Annotated in this window: 17 protein-coding genes; 15 read left to right on the forward strand and 2 right to left on the reverse strand. The window is 47.3% G+C overall.

Translation table 11 applies throughout. The features are described from left to right. Positions 1-14 precede the first annotated feature (14 nt). The 12 genes from MHM99_RS17730 (at position 15) to MHM99_RS17785 (ending at position 13,779) form a co-directional block, all read left to right on the forward strand. Positions 15-3,032: a type I restriction endonuclease subunit R gene (locus MHM99_RS17730; protein WP_061094529.1), complete on the forward strand. Its 3,018-nt coding sequence runs from the start codon at positions 15-17 to the stop codon at positions 3,030-3,032. A gap of 22 nt (positions 3,033-3,054) precedes the next feature. Continuing rightward, the gene (locus MHM99_RS17735) at positions 3,055-4,140 is read left to right on the forward strand and encodes an ATP-binding region, ATPase-like protein (RefSeq protein ID WP_015066548.1); all 1,086 of its coding nucleotides are present in this window, start codon (positions 3,055-3,057) and stop codon (positions 4,138-4,140) included. Positions 4,141-4,162: 22 nt separating this feature from the next. Further along, on the forward strand, positions 4,163-4,714 hold the full coding sequence (locus tag MHM99_RS17740) for a helix-turn-helix domain-containing protein (RefSeq protein WP_015066549.1): 552 nt from the start codon (positions 4,163-4,165) through the stop codon (positions 4,712-4,714). 129 nt (positions 4,715-4,843) lie between these two features. After that, complete coding sequence (locus tag MHM99_RS17745; protein WP_000224748.1) at positions 4,844-5,017, forward strand: hypothetical protein; 174 nt, start codon at positions 4,844-4,846, stop codon at positions 5,015-5,017. Position 5,018: 1 nt separating this feature from the next. Next, positions 5,019-5,387, forward strand: coding sequence for a metal-dependent hydrolase (locus tag MHM99_RS17750; RefSeq protein ID WP_015066550.1), 369 nt, complete (start codon positions 5,019-5,021; stop codon positions 5,385-5,387). Between the two features lie 9 nt (positions 5,388-5,396). Further along, positions 5,397-6,551, forward strand: a complete 1,155-nt coding sequence (locus MHM99_RS17755) for an SAVED domain-containing protein (protein WP_015066551.1) — start codon at positions 5,397-5,399, stop codon at positions 6,549-6,551. Then, entirely contained in the window at positions 6,544-7,734 is a 1,191-nt protein-coding gene (locus tag MHM99_RS17760) for a nucleotidyltransferase (protein WP_015066552.1), read from the forward strand. The genes MHM99_RS17755 and MHM99_RS17760 overlap by 8 nt, the downstream gene beginning before the upstream one ends. Beyond that, a complete protein-coding gene (locus MHM99_RS17765; protein ID WP_015066553.1) occupies positions 7,735-8,448 on the forward strand; it encodes a hypothetical protein in 714 nt (237 codons plus the stop codon). It begins immediately after the preceding gene. A gap of 116 nt (positions 8,449-8,564) precedes the next feature. Beyond that, positions 8,565-10,715 (forward strand): MobH family relaxase, encoded by a 2,151-nt coding sequence (gene mobH / locus MHM99_RS17770; RefSeq protein ID WP_015066554.1) that lies wholly within the window; start codon positions 8,565-8,567, stop codon positions 10,713-10,715. A 48-nt stretch (positions 10,716-10,763) separates the two neighbouring features. Further along, positions 10,764-12,587 carry a conjugative transfer system coupling protein TraD gene (traD, locus tag MHM99_RS17775; protein WP_011788469.1) on the forward strand — a complete coding sequence of 608 codons (1,824 nt, stop codon included), beginning with the start codon at positions 10,764-10,766 and terminating at the stop codon, positions 12,585-12,587. 9 nt (positions 12,588-12,596) lie between these two features. Next, a complete protein-coding gene (locus tag MHM99_RS17780; RefSeq protein WP_011788470.1) occupies positions 12,597-13,157 on the forward strand; it encodes a hypothetical protein in 561 nt (186 codons plus the stop codon). Then, positions 13,144-13,779, forward strand: a complete 636-nt coding sequence (locus MHM99_RS17785; RefSeq protein WP_011788471.1) for a DUF4400 domain-containing protein — start codon at positions 13,144-13,146, stop codon at positions 13,777-13,779. The genes MHM99_RS17780 and MHM99_RS17785 overlap by 14 nt, the downstream gene beginning before the upstream one ends. A gap of 26 nt (positions 13,780-13,805) precedes the next feature. Here MHM99_RS17785 and MHM99_RS17790 read toward each other — a convergent pair whose 3' ends face one another. Beyond that, positions 13,806-14,393 carry a hypothetical protein gene (locus MHM99_RS17790; protein ID WP_020744993.1) on the reverse strand — a complete coding sequence of 196 codons (588 nt, stop codon included), beginning with the start codon at positions 14,391-14,393 and terminating at the stop codon, positions 13,806-13,808. A 161-nt stretch (positions 14,394-14,554) separates the two neighbouring features. Further along, complete coding sequence (gene cadR / locus MHM99_RS17795) at positions 14,555-14,962, reverse strand: Cd(II)/Pb(II)-responsive transcriptional regulator (RefSeq protein WP_007148576.1); 408 nt, start codon at positions 14,960-14,962, stop codon at positions 14,555-14,557. A gap of 95 nt (positions 14,963-15,057) precedes the next feature. Between cadR and MHM99_RS17800 the strand changes: the two genes are divergently transcribed. The 3 genes from MHM99_RS17800 to MHM99_RS17810 are packed head-to-tail and all read left to right on the forward strand — an operon-like array spanning position 15,058 to position 17,781. After that, positions 15,058-15,954, forward strand: coding sequence for a cation transporter (locus MHM99_RS17800; protein WP_020744994.1), 897 nt, complete (start codon positions 15,058-15,060; stop codon positions 15,952-15,954). Between the two features lie 3 nt (positions 15,955-15,957). Then, positions 15,958-16,470: a signal peptidase II gene (gene lspA, locus MHM99_RS17805; RefSeq protein ID WP_003821921.1), complete on the forward strand. Its 513-nt coding sequence runs from the start codon at positions 15,958-15,960 to the stop codon at positions 16,468-16,470. Between the two features lie 21 nt (positions 16,471-16,491). Next, positions 16,492-17,781, forward strand: coding sequence for an ISL3-like element ISPpu12 family transposase (locus MHM99_RS17810; protein WP_004574636.1), 1,290 nt, complete (start codon positions 16,492-16,494; stop codon positions 17,779-17,781). Positions 17,782-17,958 lie beyond the last annotated feature (177 nt).

Consider the following 17,958-nt stretch of genomic DNA (forward strand, 5'->3'; position numbering starts at 1 on the left):
GGGAACTTACAATTATGGTCAGTCAAACCAATGAACAAGCATTAGAGTCGGCCATTGAGAAATGTCTGGCTGGGATCAGTACTGAAGAGCTCAAAGAGGGGCTGAGTCAGCAGTCACTGGGTGCTGGATACTTCATTGGTGCTGCTAGTGACTTTAATATGCAATATGCCATTGATGAACGTTTTTTCTGGCAATTTCTGCAAAAGACACAAGAAGAAGAGTTGGCCAAACTGCAAAAGAACAACTCCTCAGATTGGCAGCGTAAGTTACTCGAACGATTTGACCGACTGATTAAGAAGCATGGCATTCTGCATTTACTTAAGAAAGGGCTAAGCGTAGACGATGCTCATTTCAATTTGCTCTATCCAGCCCCTTTGGCAAGCAGTAGTGAGAAGGTAAAGCAAAACTTTGCAGACAACGTGTTTAGTTGTACTCGCCAAGTGCGCTATTCCATGGCAAATCCCCTACAAGAAATCGACATGGTATTGTTTATCAACGGAATACCATTGATAACGCTGGAGTTGAAGAACGCATGGACGGGGCAAACAGCACGTTATCACGGCCAAAAGCAGTATCGGGATGATCGAGATGCAGCGCAAGCCTTGCTGACCTTTGGCCGCTGCCTAGTGCATATGGCGGTCGATACCGACGAAGTGTATATGACCACCAAGTTATCAGGTGGCAGTACCTTCTTCTTGCCGTTCAATAAAGGTCACAATCTTGGACAAGGCAATCCGCCGAACCCAACTGGCCATAAAACGGCATACCTATGGCAAGAAGTATTCACCAAAGAAAGCTTGGCGAATATTATTCAGCATTTTGTGCGTCTGGATGGGTCAAGCAAAGATCCATTACCAAAGCGAACTCTGTTCTTTCCTCGATACCACCAATTAGATGTGGTGAGAAAATTGGTGGACCATGCCGCCCAGTACGGTGTCGGTCAGACTTACTTAATTCAACACTCTGCCGGTTCAGGTAAGTCTAATTCTATTACCTGGGCTGCTTATCAGTTAATTGAAACCTATCCTGCTTCGTCTGATGTGGCAGGCGGAAAAAGCTTGGAGCAGCCGTTATTTGACTCTGTAATTGTGGTTACCGATAGACGCCTATTGGACAAGCAGCTGCGGGATAACATTAAAGAGTTTTCTGAAGTAAAGAACATTATTGCCCCGGCGAACAAGTCTTCTGAGCTTAAGCAGGCGCTCGAAAATGGCAAAAAGATCATCATAACGACGATTCAGAAATTCCCGTTCATTATTGATGGTATCGCCGATCTTAGTGACAAGCGCTTTGCGGTGATTATTGATGAAGCACACAGCTCACAGTCTGGTTCGGCGCATGACAATATGAACCGAGCGATGGGCAAGTCTGAAATCGAAGAGGCAGAAGATGCTCAGGATAAAATCCTTCAGGCGATGAAATCGCGCAAGATGCGCGGGAATGCATCGTACTTGGCATTTACCGCTACACCAAAAAACAGCACTTTGGAGAAATTTGGTCAGCGCCAAGAAGATGGCTCTTTCAAGCCGTTTCACTTGTATTCGATGAAACAAGCCATTGAAGAAGGTTTCATCTTGGATGTGCTCGCAAATTATACGACGTACAAAAGTTATTATGAGATTGAGAAATCAATCGCTGATAACCCTGAGTTTGATACCAAAAAGGCGCAGAAAAAACTCAGAGCTTATGTAGAGCGAAGCCAGCAAACGATTGATACCAAGGCAGAGATTATGCTGGAGCATTTTGTTCCACATGTCGTGAATGCGAAAAAGCTCAAGGGTAAAGGTAAAGGAATGGTGGTCACTCAAAATATTGAGACGGCCATTCGATACTACAAAGCGATAAGGCGAATACTTGAGGAGCAAGGGAACCCCTTTAAAGTTGCCATTGCTTTCTCAGGAACCAAAGAAGTTGATGGTATTGAATATACCGAAGCAGATATTAATGGTTTTGCCGAGTCAGATACCAAAGATATGTTTGATACCGATGAGTATCGACTTTTAGTGGTTGCTAACAAGTATCTGACTGGCTTTGACCAGCCTAAGCTTTGCGCCATGTATGTGGATAAGAAGCTCGCCAGTGTCTTGTGTGTACAGACATTATCTCGTCTCAATCGAAGTGCGCCTAAATGGGGTAAAAAAACAGAAGACCTGTTTGTTTTGGACTTTTTCAACTCGGTTGAAGATATTCAGTCAGCATTCGATCCTTTCTACACAGCAACGTCATTGTCCCAAGCTACAGATATAAACGTGCTGCACGAGTTGAAAGATGAAATGGACGATGTCGGTGTGTACGAATGGTATGAAGTTGAAGACTTTGTTACGCGTTATTTCAAGAATGAAGACGCCCAGACACTCAGTCCAATCATTGATGTTGCAGCAGCACGGTTTGACCATGAGCTGGAGCTTGAAGCTGAAGCTAAAGTGGACTTTAAGATTAAAGCCAAGCAGTTCGTGAAAATCTATGGGCAGATGGCGTCTATCATGCCTTATGAAATGGTCAGCTGGGAAAAACTGTTTTGGTTCCTGAAGTTTTTAATACCGAAATTGAAAGTGGAAGATCCCGATGCTGATGCTATTGATGAGCTTCTCGATTCTGTCGATCTGAGTTCATACGGTTTGCAACGTGTGAAGCTTAACCACAGCATTAAACTTAGTGACCAAGAAGCGGAGCTTGATCCTCAAAATCCGAACCCACGTGGGGCGCATGGCGGTGAAAAAGAAACTGACCCGCTGGATGAAATCATTCGCACATTTAATGAACGATGGTTCCAAGGCTGGAGTGCCACACCTGAAGAGCAAAAGGTTAAGTTCGTGAACATCGCTGAGAGTATCCGCAATCACCCAGATTTTGAATCTAAATACAAAAACAACCCAGATCCTCATAATCGAGATTTGGCCTTCGAAAAAATGCTCAAGGAAATTATGCTGCAACGCCGTAAAGATGAACTTGAGCTCTACAAGTTGTTCGCAGGAGATTCAGCATTTAAAGCCTCGTGGACGCAAAGTATGCAACGAATGGTAGGTATGTAGGTAGGTAGAAAGGAGTGATGGTTTGCTGAAGGCAGTCTCAGAGTTATTAGATGGGTCACCAGGCCTGAAAGGACGTCAAATTGCCAAGGAGCTAGGGCTGGATAAGTCCCAAGTGAACTCGTTTCTTCACAAAAACCAGGATACGTTTGTGAAAAACTCAAATCATGAATGGTGCTTGATACGGGCTCAGCATGTGGAAATTGATTTCGGTACAGGTTGGATTGATGAGAAAGCCTTTGAGAGTGCTATCGGTAAGCTTGCGTATCAAAAAGATGCAAACAAGATAACATTTAGATTCGGCATCGATTGTAAGTTTTTGCTGATAGCATTGGCCCGTTTTCTTGCTCTCGCGAATCAGCTTACTGCTAATGGGAAGGATGTGGTGATGGATACTACAGCATGTCCTAATACTCACAGTTTTTTCAGCAGAAATGGCTTCTTTGATTATCTTAATCAAAGTGTCACTTGTCTTCCTGAAAGGCCCGTTTTGTCAGCTGCTAAAACTTATCGGGATAATAGCGATACCTTGGTCGAACTAGGCGAAATTGCACAGCCAATCCAAAACAAGGAGCTTGTAATTCGTTTGGGCGACAGGTTTGTAGAGCATTCTTCAGCTAGCTATTTCTTAGCGGCTAAGACTGTTTTTTCAGAGCTTGTAGGCAACGTTACTGATCACAGTGAATCCAAAATACCTGGACTAGCAGGTCTGCAAGTGTATCGACCGTATAATAAACCAAAGCATATTCAAACAGTCATATCCGACTCTGGTTTAGGTATTGCCGCTACTTTGAGAACAACGTTACAAAGTGAACATCCGAAGTTGTACGCACAGTTTTCAGCGGAAACTGTTGAGAATGACATTGCGCTCGTTCAAAAAGCATTTACATCTGGTGAGGTTAGTCGCTTTGGTAAAGGCCGGGGGTTAGGCTTCAAGAGTAGTCGAGAGCACGCTAGTAAAGAGAAAGTTATCATTGTTATTAGGCAGCTCACTTTCTCATTGGCTTTGGAATACTCGAAGGGTCAACTCATCAATGTTTCTGAAGATCGAGGGTTGTTCCCTATCACAGGAACCCATATCTGTTTTGACTTCTATGTTGACAATTTCTGATAAATAGTGTCAACTTAAGCAGATGAAACAGTTAACTCATAAAATTCTTCTTTCAGAAGTCGTAGGTTCTGACCATGCCTTTGGTAACGATGAAGGTAGTGAAGCCTATGTGAAGATTAAAAAGATCGTTGATGGTCACCCATCATGCGATATTTTTGCTATCAGCTTGGAAGGCATTCGATTCACTGATGCTTCATTTCCTCGTGAAAGTGTAATCTCGTTGGCTAAAGCATTGAAAGGAGAAAAAGGTTTTTACCTTTCTAATGTACCGAGTCGTGACCTTCTGGATAATTGGTCTTATGGCGCTACAGCCAAGGATCAACCTCTTCTAGTAAAGAGCGATAGCGGTTACGAAGTACTTGGTATAAAACTCAGTGCGACTGTCAAAGAGCTTCTAGATTTTGTTATTGCAAAAAAGACAGTGACTTCGTCACATGTATCTAAGCACTTTGACATTTCAGCACAGAATGCCAGTGGTCGATTGAAGAAGCTTCATGCTACAGGTCTTGTGTTAGGTCAAAAAGAAGTGGCAGAGTCAGGTGGACTGGAATTTGTCTACCGATCAATTTTGTAGTTTTTTTTGATTTTCTGGTTAATCTGCTTGCGTTAAGCAGAATTGAAGTTTATTATTTGATCAGATCCTTTGGATCTTTTTTATTAATATCTGATAAATGTGATTAAGTTAAGCAGAATAGGAGGCTTTATGGCTACAAATCCCCCATCAGGTGACGGACACAGAAACGGTGCCGTTAAAGGTAGATCTCAGACTCAGACGCCAAGCGGACATTGGGTAAAGCGAGATGCTGATACTGGTCGATTCATGGATGTAAAGACATCCGACAAAACACCTTTTAAAGGTGTCAGGAAGGAGAAATAGTTTGGCTAATGGTAAAACCCATTTGGCCGTCGGGGCTGCGGTTGGTTTAACCGTTGCCTTTGCGGACAACAAAAAACAAGCTGTCAGTCACCATCCTGTAACTGCCATTACGGTTGGCTCTCTATTTGGCAAGCTTCCAGATATTCTGGAACCCTCTTTGGGTAACCCTCACCATCGCCAGTTTTGCCACAGTCTATTGGTGTTAACTGCACTAGGTGTTGGTCTCAAACATTTGTATGAGTGGCAACCGGAAGAGGCAATTGATAAGTGTCTTCGCGGGCTGGGGCTAATCGCCGGATGTGCTTATGTAAGCCATTTGCTCTGTGATGCGACAACACCGCGCTCACTTCCGTTAATTGGCAAACTATAGGAGTTTTGAATGGTCGTTGAAGTCACGAGGCACATTAAACGCCCTGTTGAGCGAGAACTTTGGGCTCGTGCCGCTGCGCGTTGTCAGTTTAGCGGGTGTAATAAGTTGCTATACAAATCAGCGGTGACCCAGGAATCGGTCAATGTCTCTCAAAATGCTCATATTTACGCATTTTCTGAGAATGGGCCTCGTGGTTGGGGACTCTTTAAAACTAAGCCAACCAGCTTGAATGACGTCAGCAACCTCATGTTGATGTGCTATGACTGTCACAAAAAAATTGATCAGAAAGGCAGCGAGGATAGGTATCCAGCCGATCTCTTGATTAGTTGGAAAATGCAGCATGAGCAACGTATAGAAATACTCACAGGCATTGATCCTGATCGCAAATCAAATGTTGTTTTATATGGTGCCAATATTGGAACTGAAAGATCACCGATTAATTATCACGGTTGTGTTGAGGCAATGTTTCCGAATTGGTATCCGGCAACTGAAAAGCCAGTGACCCTATCCATGGTATCAGAGCTGAAGGATCACTCTGAACAATATTGGCAAGCAGAGTCGCAACACCTAACGAAGCGTTTTCAAAGTAAAATTTCATCGATTATCGAAGAGGATTCATGTAAGCATTTTTCATTGTTCGCGTTAGCTCCTCAACCATTGTTAATAAAACTTGGCGCTTTGCTCACCGACAAAATTGACGTCGAGACTTATCAGCTGCATCGAGAGCCTAAAGGCTGGTTTTGGCAAGACTGTTCAGATGATTTTGAGTACATCATCAACAGACCTCAGAATATGGAGGGAAAGCCAGCCCTGGTACTTTCTTTGAGTGACCATGTGTCGCATGAGCGAATTACTCGGGTTATAGGGCCAGATACATCGATTTGGGAAGTGACTATCAAGCAGCCTCATAATGATTTCATGCAGTCAAAGCAGCAGCTCTCCTTGTTCAGAAAGTGCATAAGAAAGCTGATTGTTGAAATCAAAAATACACACGGGGATGCGACGCCACTGCAAATTTTTCCTGTGATGCCAGTATCGTGTGCCGTCGAATTAGGACGGGCCAGAATGCCTAAGGCTGATATGCCATGGCTTATTTATGACCACGACATAAAAACACAACAATTCGTAATGGCAGTCGAGCTTCGAGGAGATCTACATGAGTAATACTAAAAGTAACGACGTTCTAAACACAATTCTGGAAAAAATTGAGCTACCAGACAGTGCTTATGAAAAGGCTGAAAAACGCTATAAGGATCTAGGTGATTGGTTACATCGCCCAGAGTCAACATGCGTGAATTTTGATCCCCACGTGTTTTCTCAAGGTTCCTTTCGTCTAGGTACGGCGATTAGGCCCGATTCAGAAGAACAGTATGACCTAGACATGGGGTGCAATCTTCGGCGTGGCCTGGATAAAACGTCTATCACTCAAAAGCAACTAAAGCACCTAGTGGGTCATGAATTAGAGCTTTATCGAAACGCCAGAGGAATTAAGGAAAAGCTAGCCGAGAAGAAACGCTGTTGGCGCTTAGAGTATGCCGATGGGCTTAGCTTTCACATGGACATAGTTCCGTGTGTGCCAGAGAGTGATACAGGAAGAGGACTGTTGAAAAAGCGGATGGTCGAAAACTCTAAGTTTGATGAAAACTTGGCTCAAAACGTGTCTCAGCTTGCAGTTTCGATTACCGACAACACAGATTCCACTTATGCAGTTGTGAATGAAAACTGGCGTATCAGCAATCCTGAAGGATATGCTCGATGGTTTGAAACGCGCATGAAGACGGCACGGTTAGTGATAAACGAACGTGAAATGCGATTTAAAGCCAGTATAGATAGTCTGCCATATTATCAATGGAAGACACCCTTACAGCAGGTTATCCAATTATTGAAGCGTCATCGTGACACTATGTTTAAAAACAATGAGGATAGTAAGCCAATATCGGTAATCATCACTACATTGGCGGCTAAATCGTATAAAGGTGAAAGTGATTTGGCTTCAGCGTTGAATACGGTGCTCTCCGAGATGGATGACCATATTTCTGCACAAGCGCCAATGATTCCGAACCCAGTCAACCCAGCCGAAGATTTTGCAGACAAGTGGTATGACGAAAAATCTGCTCAATACCGATTACAAGAAAACTTTTATAAATGGCTGTATCAAGCTAGAGCTGACTTTAGTGCTCTTTGCTCAAGTGATGATACGCAACGAATAGTAAATGCGGCGCAAAATGGTTTGGATTTGAAGCTTGATTCAAGTTCGGTAGCACGTCTATTGGGTATTCCTGCGGTGACAACAAAACCAACTTTCGCAATTCAATCATCTGATCCAAAGCCATGGTTTAAGCAATAGATGAAGCACTGGAAGGCTGTGGGCCTAGAGGCTTTTCTCTCGGCCTATCCGAACATTAGATTAGTAGATGTCCATGCAGATAAGATTGAGTTGCAGGGAGAGTATCAGTTAAAAGCACAGCTAGCTGGAAGTCGGTTTATTGAGCGAACATTTTCTCTAAGGATTGTATGCCCAAGTGAGTATCCTAGGGCTTTACCAGTGGTGTTTGATACAGCTGGTTACTTTCCTCGTAATCAGGACTTCCATACTTACTCTGATGGATCATTTTGTCTTGGCTCAGACCTGAAAATTAAGTCAATTTTGAAAGCCGACTCGTCATTGACAACCTTTTTCGAAAAGATTGTTGTCAGGTTTCTTTATTCGGTGTCCCATAGGGTTGAATTTGGCAACTTTCCCTATGGCGAACTGGACCATGGTGAGAAAGGCCTGATTGATGATTATTCTCAGTTGTTCAATGTTAATGGTAAAGCATCGGTTCTACGGGCACTGAAAGCGTTAGGTTTGCGCAAGCGTGAGGCAAATAAATTACCTTGTCCATGTGGTTGTGGTGATCGTCTTGGCTCGTGTGACTATCGGTTTGTCTTGAACGAGTTTCGTCAAGTTGAGCGCCGCCGATGGTTTCGCGATCACCTACAAGAAGCTTTTACACCGATTGAAAAACCCAAAAGGAGAGTTGGGAAAAAAACTAAAAGGCCAAGTAGAAATACGCCTTAGCTTAATCAGCTCCCTCAGCATTTTTTGGCGTATGTGTTAATACATATCGGATTTTTTAGTCTAATCAACCGGCAACGCCAGATTGAACCTTCACACTATCGTGTCGGAGGTTCACTATGTTCAAAAAACTATTTTTTCAAACCAAAGCACTACCAGAGCTGTCATCGCAACTGGATGCAGACATTCCACGCTATCCGCCATTCCTGAAGGGGTTGCCAGCTGCGTCACCCGAGGATTTGCAGTCCACACAAGACGAGCTAATTGCCAAACTGCGCCAAGTACTTGGCTTTAATCAGCGTGAGTTTCAAAGGCTGATTCAGCCCTGCATTGATCATCTGGCTGCTTATGTTCATTTGTTGCCAGCTTCTGAGCATCATCATCACAGTGGCGCTGGTGGTTTATTACGTCATTCGTTGGAAGTTGCTTTCTGGGCGGCACAAGCTGCTGAAGGGATCATCTTTGTTGCCAGTGGCACACCGGTTGAGAAAAAAGAGCTAGAGCCAAGGTGGCGTGTTGCGGCGGCATTAGGCGGTTTGTTCCATGATATTGGTAAGCCTGTTTCAGACTTGTCCATTACAGACGAAGATGGACGCTATCAGTGGAACCCTTTTTTAGAGACCTTATCCCAGTGGACCAGTAACAACAGCATTGAACGCTATTTCATTCGCTGGCGCGACGGACGGTGCAAGCGGCACGAGCAATTTTCAATTTTGGTATTAAACCGGGTGATGACACCTGAGTTGCTCGCCTGGTTAACCCAACCGGGCCCTGAAATTTTGCAAGCCATGCTGGAAGCAATTGGCAATACCGATCCCGAGCATGTCCTGTCCAAATTGGTTATTGAAGCTGACCAAACCAGTGTCCAGCGAGACCTGAAAGCTCAACGCATTTCCGTTGACGACAATGCCCTTGGAGTCCCAGTCGAACGCTATCTACTTGATGCCATGAGGCGATTGCTTGCCAGTTCCCAGTGGTTGGTCAATCAACGAGATGCCAGAGTTTGGATACGAAAATCGAATCAATCAACCGATCTTTACCTGGTTTGGAAAAGCGCGGCTAAGGACATCATTGAGCTATTGGCTAAAGACAAGATACCTGGCATTCCAAGAGATCCCGATACCCTTGCGGACATCCTCATTGAGCGAGGATTGGCCACTAAATCCGCCTCAAATGAGCGATATGAAAGCCTTGCCCCTGAAGTACTGATCAAAGACGGCAATCCAATCTGGCTACCCATGCTGCATATATCTGAGGCCGATTTATTGTTCAGCTCGAATGTACCAAGTAGCGTGAGACTGTTTAGCAAATCTGAGTGGGAATCAACACAGCAAACACAAGCAGAGCCACAGAGTAGCTCCAGTGAGCAGCCAGGCTTGCCTGAAGCGTCATCATCAATCGAACTCAGTAATTCGGATGAGTCGCCATCGTCAAAATCGTCCGACCAAGATGATGAACTTCGTCATGCCAGTGATGTTAATCACCTTGAGGAAAATGAAAACGTTCCGGGTGATGGATGTGAAAAGCCTAACAATTCATATGATGGCGCTATCTCAAATAACGTAAACCAGTACGATGCAGATTCATTGAATCTCCCTGAATCTTTGGCGTGGCTCCCAGAGGCCAGCAGTGCGTTGATTATGGTTGGTGAGCAAGCCCTGATCCGCTATCCCGATGCCGTAAGACCTTGGTGTGCCCCCCGAAAACTACTTGCTGAACTCAGTCGATTAGATTGGCTTGAACTAGATCCCGCAAACCCGACACGTAAGGCCAGAACTGTGACTACGAAGGATGGCGTTCAGGAGCAAGGGTTACTACTGAAAGTATCGATTTCTAAGGGGCTTACTGCACTGATAGACATCTCCAAACAAGACGAAGAATCAGTGGCAGCAATTCAGAACAAAGAGGCTTCACAGCGTCCGAGTCGAACTGAGACAACCAGTGCCCAAGCAAAAGAGCTCGCCACAAGAGCTGAGCGCAAGCAAACGCCGATTGCGCCCAATGCGAACTCAAGTACAGACCCCAAACACGCACAGCGGCAACAGATGGTTAATTTTGTGAAAGATTTGCCCATCTTACTGACCGATGGCGATTACCCAGACGTGGATCATAGTGCCGATGGTATTCGCGTCACGATTCAAACCTTACGTCAAGTCGCCAAGGAGCATGGCATTCCAGCCGGACAGCTGCTTCGGGGGATCTCGGCCAGTGACCAATGCCAGTTTGATGAGGGGGAAACGGTTCTGTTTACCGCTCACGCTAAACGTTAATCCATTTGAAATTAAGTGGATTGCAAACGGTTATTTTGCGGAGCATGAATGAAAGAAAACGCATACGAAATGCCCTGGCGCACGAACTATGAGGCCATGGCAGCAGCAGGTTGGCTGGTGGTTGGGGCCACTGGGGCGATTGCCGCAGAAATGCTGACTGAGCTACCACCTGAGCCATTTTGGTGGATGACAGGGATTTCCTCGGGCATGGCGTTGTATCGCCTGCCTGAGGCTTACCGTCTTTATAAGTTGCAGAAGGGGCTAAAAGGCAAACCATTGGCATTTATGGCGCTGTCGCATTTGCAAAAGGTAATGGCAAAACATCCTGATGAATTGTGGTTAGGTTATGGCTTTGAGTGGGACCAACGCCATGCCCAACGCGCTTATGAAATCCTAAAGCGGGATAAGCAAACCTTGCTTAACCAAGGTCACGGCAAACAAATGGGTTCGACCTGGATTCATGGTGTCGAGCCCAAAGAAGAAGATGTGTACCAGCCAGTTGGTCACACCGAGGGGCATACCTTAATTGTCGGTACGACCGGTGCCGGAAAAACCCGATGCTTTGATGCGATGATCACTCAGGCCATTTTGCGTAATGAAGCCGTGATTATTATTGACCCTAAGGGAGACAAGGAACTTAAGGATAATGCGCAGCGAGCCTGTATTGCCGCCGGTAGTCCTGAGCGCTTTGTGTATTTTCATCCGGGTTTTCCTGAGCATTCGGTACGGCTTAATCCCCTTAGAAACTTTAACCGGGGCACTGAAATTGCCAGCCGAATTGCGGCACTAATCCCATCTGAAACCGGTGCTGATCCATTTAAAGCCTTTGGCCAAATGGCATTGAACAACATAGTGCAAGGTCTGTTGCTTACGTCACAACGTCCTGATCTGAAAACACTGAGGCGATTCTTGGAAGGTGGCCCAGAAGGCTTGGTAGTAAAAGCCGTCACAGCCTGGGGTGAGCAGGTGTATCCGAACTTTAGTGTGGAGATCAAGCGCTTTACCGAAAAGGCCAATACCTTGGCTAAACAAGCCATGGCGATGCTGCTTTTCTACTACGAACGCATTCAGCCCGTTGCCGCCAATACCGATTTGGAAGGACTTTTGAGTATGTTTGAGCATGACAGAACCCACTATTCCAAGATGGTGGCCTCACTGATGCCGGTGCTCAATATGCTCACATCAAGTGAATTAGGGCCACTGTTATCACCGATTGCAAACGATGTGGATGACAGCCGGTTAATTACGGATTCTGGCCGTATTATCAACAATGCCCAAGTGGCGTATATCGGCTTGGATTCATTAACTGACGCCATGGTTGGCAGCGCCATTGGTTCGTTGCTTTTGTCCGATCTCACTGCTGTGGCCGGTGATCGCTATAACTATGGTGTTGAAAATCGTCCCGTAAATATCTTCATCGATGAGGCGGCTGAAGTCGTCAACGATCCCTTCATTCAACTGCTCAACAAAGGCCGTGGCGCAAAAATGCGTTGTGTAATTGCTACTCAGACCTTTGCTGACTTTGCAGCTCGTACAGGCAGTGAAGCTAAGGCTCGCCAGGTGTTAGGTAACATCAACAACTTGATAGCCCTTCGGGTGATGGATGCCGAAACGCAGCAGTACATTACCGACAATCTGCCTAAGACTCGGTTGCAGTACATCATGCAAACTCAAGGTATGTCGTCCAACTCGGACAGCCCCGCGTTGTTTACCGGCAATCATGGCGAACGCTTGATGGAGGAAGAAGGCGATATGTTTCCACCGCAGTTATTAGGCCAGCTTCCCAACCTGGAGTACATCGCCAAGCTTTCAGGTGGCCGCGTGATCAAAGGCCGCATTCCTATTTTAACCAGCTCTACACAGGCAGCATAAGGAGTCTGTATGCATCATTCTGTCTGTCTGAAAATGACAACACTTACCAGTAAAGAAATGCTCGCTCAGTGGCAGCAACATAATCCCCAGTTCAAGGAAACCTTAAGACTACTTGAAACCGACTGGCCTCATGCTTTGGCCTCAGTGCACTGTTTGGCGGACTATTTAACAGATGCGCTCACTTTAGATGGCCATTCCATCTTTGATTTGTGTCTGTGTAATGGCTTGGGCAGTTATGAAGAAGTCAGTTGTGATGATGATAGTGTACGCCTTTGGCATTTCATTGAGGCACTGACCTGGGCTGCCGCCAGTGCTTTAACGGGGATTCGCCTGCGTGATCCTGACCATTTCGAGTGGGCCGCCGTGGATGGTGTGTATTTCCACACCTGGATTCGTAATCGTCCAAATCGGATGGCGTATTTGGCTGAAGGACGTATTGATGTGCGTTATGTCAGTGACCATACATCGACAAAGCGGCTTCAGCAAGTGATTAAAGCTCGGATTATGACGCCAACCGTTGCAGCCATGCTGGCGCGAGTAGAAGAGGATGTTTGGCATGAGCAAGCATAAGTCCGTTTGGCTGCTGTGTCTGGCACTGATGCTGGAGATTATTGCCATTGGCGTGTTAGTGCCCGGTGATTGGACTGGCCGGGTCATCAGTAAAGAGAAGCAGATGATCCAAAACCAATTGGGCGCACAAACAAGCTATTGGATTGGTCAAACTAGCCATCGCTGGTATCAGTCATGGATTGTGGATACGCAGATGGAGCAATCTGTGCGTGATTTTCTAATCCCCACTGAAGAACAGCGACTTCGTTCTAAAGGGATGGAGAACATGGGAGGCTTTTGGTTTGTGTGGGTAGAAGACCGTATTCAGGCATTTTTTGATGTGCTGTACCAAGTGTTCACTCGATTTGCGTTGCTGATGGTCTGGTTGCCCTTTGCGCTTATTCTCATGTTGCCGGCGTTGTGGGATGGCTTAATGACCTGGAAGATTAAGAAGACAACCTTTGATTTTTCTAGCCCTATTATTCACCGCTACAGCATGATAATTCTGGGCTCAGGCGTCATTTTGCTGTTTATGGGATTGTTCGCCCCGCTGGCTATTCCACCGGTGGTACTACCGTCGCTGATCATCGGCTTGGCATTGATGGCAGGGTTGGCGTTAAGCCACTTGCAGAAGAAGATATGAGGCCAGTTAGGCCTCATCTTGTAGAGCTAAAACCTTACGCCTACGGTATTGCCGTTCTCGTCTTCAGCTGGCAAATGATAAGTATCAATAAGGTGACCTTGAAGCCAAATATATTGCGGCATCCAAAACGAGTACTGTCGTATAAGAGCCAATACTTCTTTCAGCGGTTTGTTTGCATGAGGCTCGGCAAGACGAAAGTACATGAATGAGCAATCATCTCGAAAGTACTCCTGAAGCTCTGAATCCGATAGCGTTTCTTTTAGCGGCCTGTTTTGTTCGTCGTCCTCATCAGGGGAGTTGGCATAAATTTCAAATAGCTGCTTTTCAGTGAGCATCTCCAAGAAGTGGTCTTCAATTAAAACCCCATCACTGGTATCGACATCCATACCATCTTTGACATCAAAAGCCATGACACATCCAGAAGATAACGCCACTTCTGATGGTTTAAGTAAGTCATTAGCTTGCACAACTTGATGCCAATGATTAAAACCAGCAGATACTGCAACTTCATCGAGTGCTTGAGTGTGTGGAATAGATTTTTCACGTTTAAGCTTTCGTGCTTTTTGCTTTAAACGTTCAACCGAGGCAGAGGAAATGATTTTAGTAATTTGCATTGAGTTTCTCCTATTAGCGAATACGGTGCCCACTGCCGAGGTCGCAGAAAAAACCTAAGCAAAAAATAAATTTTGGGTAAGCGGATTAAATGGTTGATCTTACCTTTGCATGAGAGTGAGACAGACCGGCATCTCATCGGATTATCTGGTTGATGCTTCACCTACTGCTGGTGCATGTTTCCTTCGCTAATTCCAGCAAGAACCCCACACGCCTCAACTTCCCGGTCATCGTTGCAACTCGCTCTCAGTGAAACGAGTTGTTTCTCAAGCGCTTGCAGAGCGGTTATCTGCGACCGCACATGAGAGATGTGATCATCGAGCAAGGTGTTGACGGCGGTACAAGGCTGATGAGGGTCGTCCTGATAGCTCTGTAGTTCGTGAATCTCAGCCAGTGACAGGCCCAGGATTCTGCAGCGGCGGATGAAGGCCAGCCCCTCACCATGCTTCTCGGTATAGACACGGTAACCGTTGTCCTGCCGATCAGGCGGCGGCAACAAGCCCTGCTGTTCATAGAAGCGGATCGTCTGTGTTTCGACCCCTACCAACTGCGCCAACTGACCAATGCGCATCAGCCTCCTCCCCAACGGATTCTTTACTCTATTGACCTTATAGTAGCTTTATAGTTTAAAATGGTACCACAACATTGTTCAAGTGGAGTCGTATTATGAGCAAATCCTGTGGTGGCGCCTGTGGCGCTGATGCAACGTCCGCAGCGGATACCGATATACAGGCCTCCTCCGAGGCGCCAGGGAGATGGGTCAGTGTTTATGCCGTGCCGAAGATGGACTGTCCATCAGAAGAACGAATGATTCGCCTAGCCCTGAACGGCTTTGAGGAGATTCGGGCGCTGTCCTTCGACTTGTCGAACCGCCGGCTGAAGGTCGTGCATGACGGCGAGGTCGAGCCCGTCACCTCGAAACTGAAGACCTTGGGGCTAGGCGCCTCGCTTCAGGAAACCGTCGCTGCAAATCCGGAGACCATCAAGGCCGCCGAGTTTTCGGCAGCTTCTGCTAAGCAAGAATCCGGGACCCTGCGCTGGTTGCTCGGCATCAATGCACTTCTGTTCGTGGTGGAAATGACTGCCGGTCTGATCGCCCGGTCCACCGGCCTGATTGGAGAATCCCTGGACAATTTTGCCGATGCGGCGGTGTACGGGCTTGCCCTTTATGCGGTTGGACATAGCGTGAAAATGCAGGTACGTGCCGCGCATCTTGCTGGTGTACTGCAACTGATCTTGGCTGTGGGCGTGCTCGTAGAGGTGGTGAGACGCTTTGTATTCGGTAGTGAGCCTGAATCGCTGGTGATGATGGCTATCGCATTCGTCGCATTGATTGCCAATACCAGTTGTCTGCTGCTCATATCCAAACATCGGGAAGGCGGGGCGCACATGAAGGCAAGCTGGATATTCTCGGCCAACGACGTGGTGATCAACCTGGGGGTCATCACCGCCGGCGCCCTGGTCGCGTGGACCGGTTCCAATTATCCGGATCTGATTATCGGCACCATCGCGGGGGGCATTGTACTTAACGGTGCCAGACGCATTTTGGCGTTGAAGGGTTAAATAATGCTCATTATTGGCAAAAAGCTCTCGCCGTATGCCCTATTGTCCATATCGGGCCTGCTGGCAGCGTCTGATCAGGCTGTAAAGTGGCTGGTGCAGCAATCAATGGCCTATGGCGAGTATGTTTCGGTGACCCCGTTCTTTAACTGGGTGCACCTATGGAACACCGGTGCCGCATTCAGTCTTTTTGCGAATGGTGGAGGCTGGCAGCGCTACTTTTTTATCGGAATCGCGGTAGTGGTCTCGATTTTTCTGATCAAGCTGATCCTTGAAAATCGTCATAAAGGAGAAGCCATCGCTTACAGTCTTATCCTCGGTGGCGCCATGGGTAACCTGATTGACCGGGTCTTTCGCGGCTATGTTGTGGATTCCTTTGATTTCTATTGGCGAGACTGGCATTGGCCGGCCTTCAACCTGGCTGATATTGCAATTGTCCTCGGTGCCTTACTTTTCGTTTCCAGCAGCTTGTTGGGTAAAAAAGCAAACACCAATGCCGAGTCGGATGGATCTGACTGACACCTACGCCTATACAACACCATGACCGAACTTCCCGACAACATCCTTCACCTGCCGCAATACCAAGTACTGGGCTGCAAATCAACCGACGACGAAATGCACTTCCAGGTGGACGTGCCCGATCCCATCGCCTGCGAGGAATGCGGCGTGCAGGGTGAGTTCGTACGGTTCGGCAAGCGTGACGTTCCCTATCGTGATCTGCCCATCCACGGCAAGCGGGTCACTCTCTGGGTGGTCCGCCGCCGATACACCTGCCGGGCCTGCAAGACAACATTCAGGCCCCAGCTACCGGAGATGGTGGACGGATTCCGTATGACACTGCGGCTGCATGAGTACGTGGAGAAGGAATCCTTCAACCACCCCTACACCTTTGTGGCGGCACAGACCGGCCTGGACGAGAAGACGGTGCGCGACATCTTCAACGCCCGCGCCGAGTTCCTGGGGCGCTGGCACCGCTTCGAGACGCCCCGCATCCTGGGCATTGACGAGCTATACCTGAACAAGCGCTACCGCTGCATTCTGACCAACATTGAGGAGCGAACCCTGCTCGACCTGCTGGCCACCCGCCGCCAGGACGTGGTGACCAACTACCTGATGAAGCTGAAAGACCGGCAGAAGGTCGAGATCGTCAGCATGGACATGTGGAACCCCTACCGGGCAGCGGTCAAGGCTGTGCTGCCCCAGGCCCGCATCGTGGTCGATAAGTTCCATGTGGTGCGCATGGCCAACGATGCCCTAGAGAGAGTGCGCAAGGGCCTCAGAAAGGAGCTGAAACCGTCCCAGAGTCGGACTCTCAAGGGAGACCGGAAAATCCTGCTGAAACGCGCTCACGAAGTCTCAGACCGGGAGCGCCTCATCATGGAGACCTGGACAGGCGCGTTCCCGCAACTGCTGGCCGCCTACGAGCACAAGGAGCGCTTCTACGGCATCTGGGACGCCACCACACGGCTCCAGGCAGAAGCCGCCCTGGACGAGTGGATAGCCACCATCCCGAAGGGCCAAAAGGAAGTCTGGAGCGATCTGGTCAGGGCAGTGGGAAACTGGCGCGAAGAGACCATGACCTACTTCGAGACGGACATGCCCGTCACCAACGCTTACACGGAGTCCATCAACCGACTGGCCAAGGACAAGAACCGTGAAGGGCGCGGTTACTCCTTCGAGGTGATGCGGGCACGAATGCTCTACACCACGAAGCACAAGAAGAAGGCACCGACTGCGAAGGTCTCTCCTTTCTACAAGAAAACCATCGGTTACGGACTGCCGGACTTCGCAGAGGAACTCAACTACGGAGTCGATCTATCAACCATCTGAGGGTGGTATCAGATTGATGGGGTGAAGGTGCCCCATCAACCATTAAATCCGTATACCCTAAATTTTTAGATAATAAGGACACAATCAGCAATGTTAACGTTGAATTTACATTTATTTAACCACTTTTTTGGAACAGACACGATGAAAGCTAAAATAAAAAATACGGCTACAGCAGTA

Origin of the sequence: Alteromonas sp. MmMcT2-2 (assembly GCF_022348305.1) — a bacterium.
Taxonomy (GTDB): Bacteria; Pseudomonadota; Gammaproteobacteria; order Enterobacterales; family Alteromonadaceae; genus Alteromonas; species Alteromonas macleodii.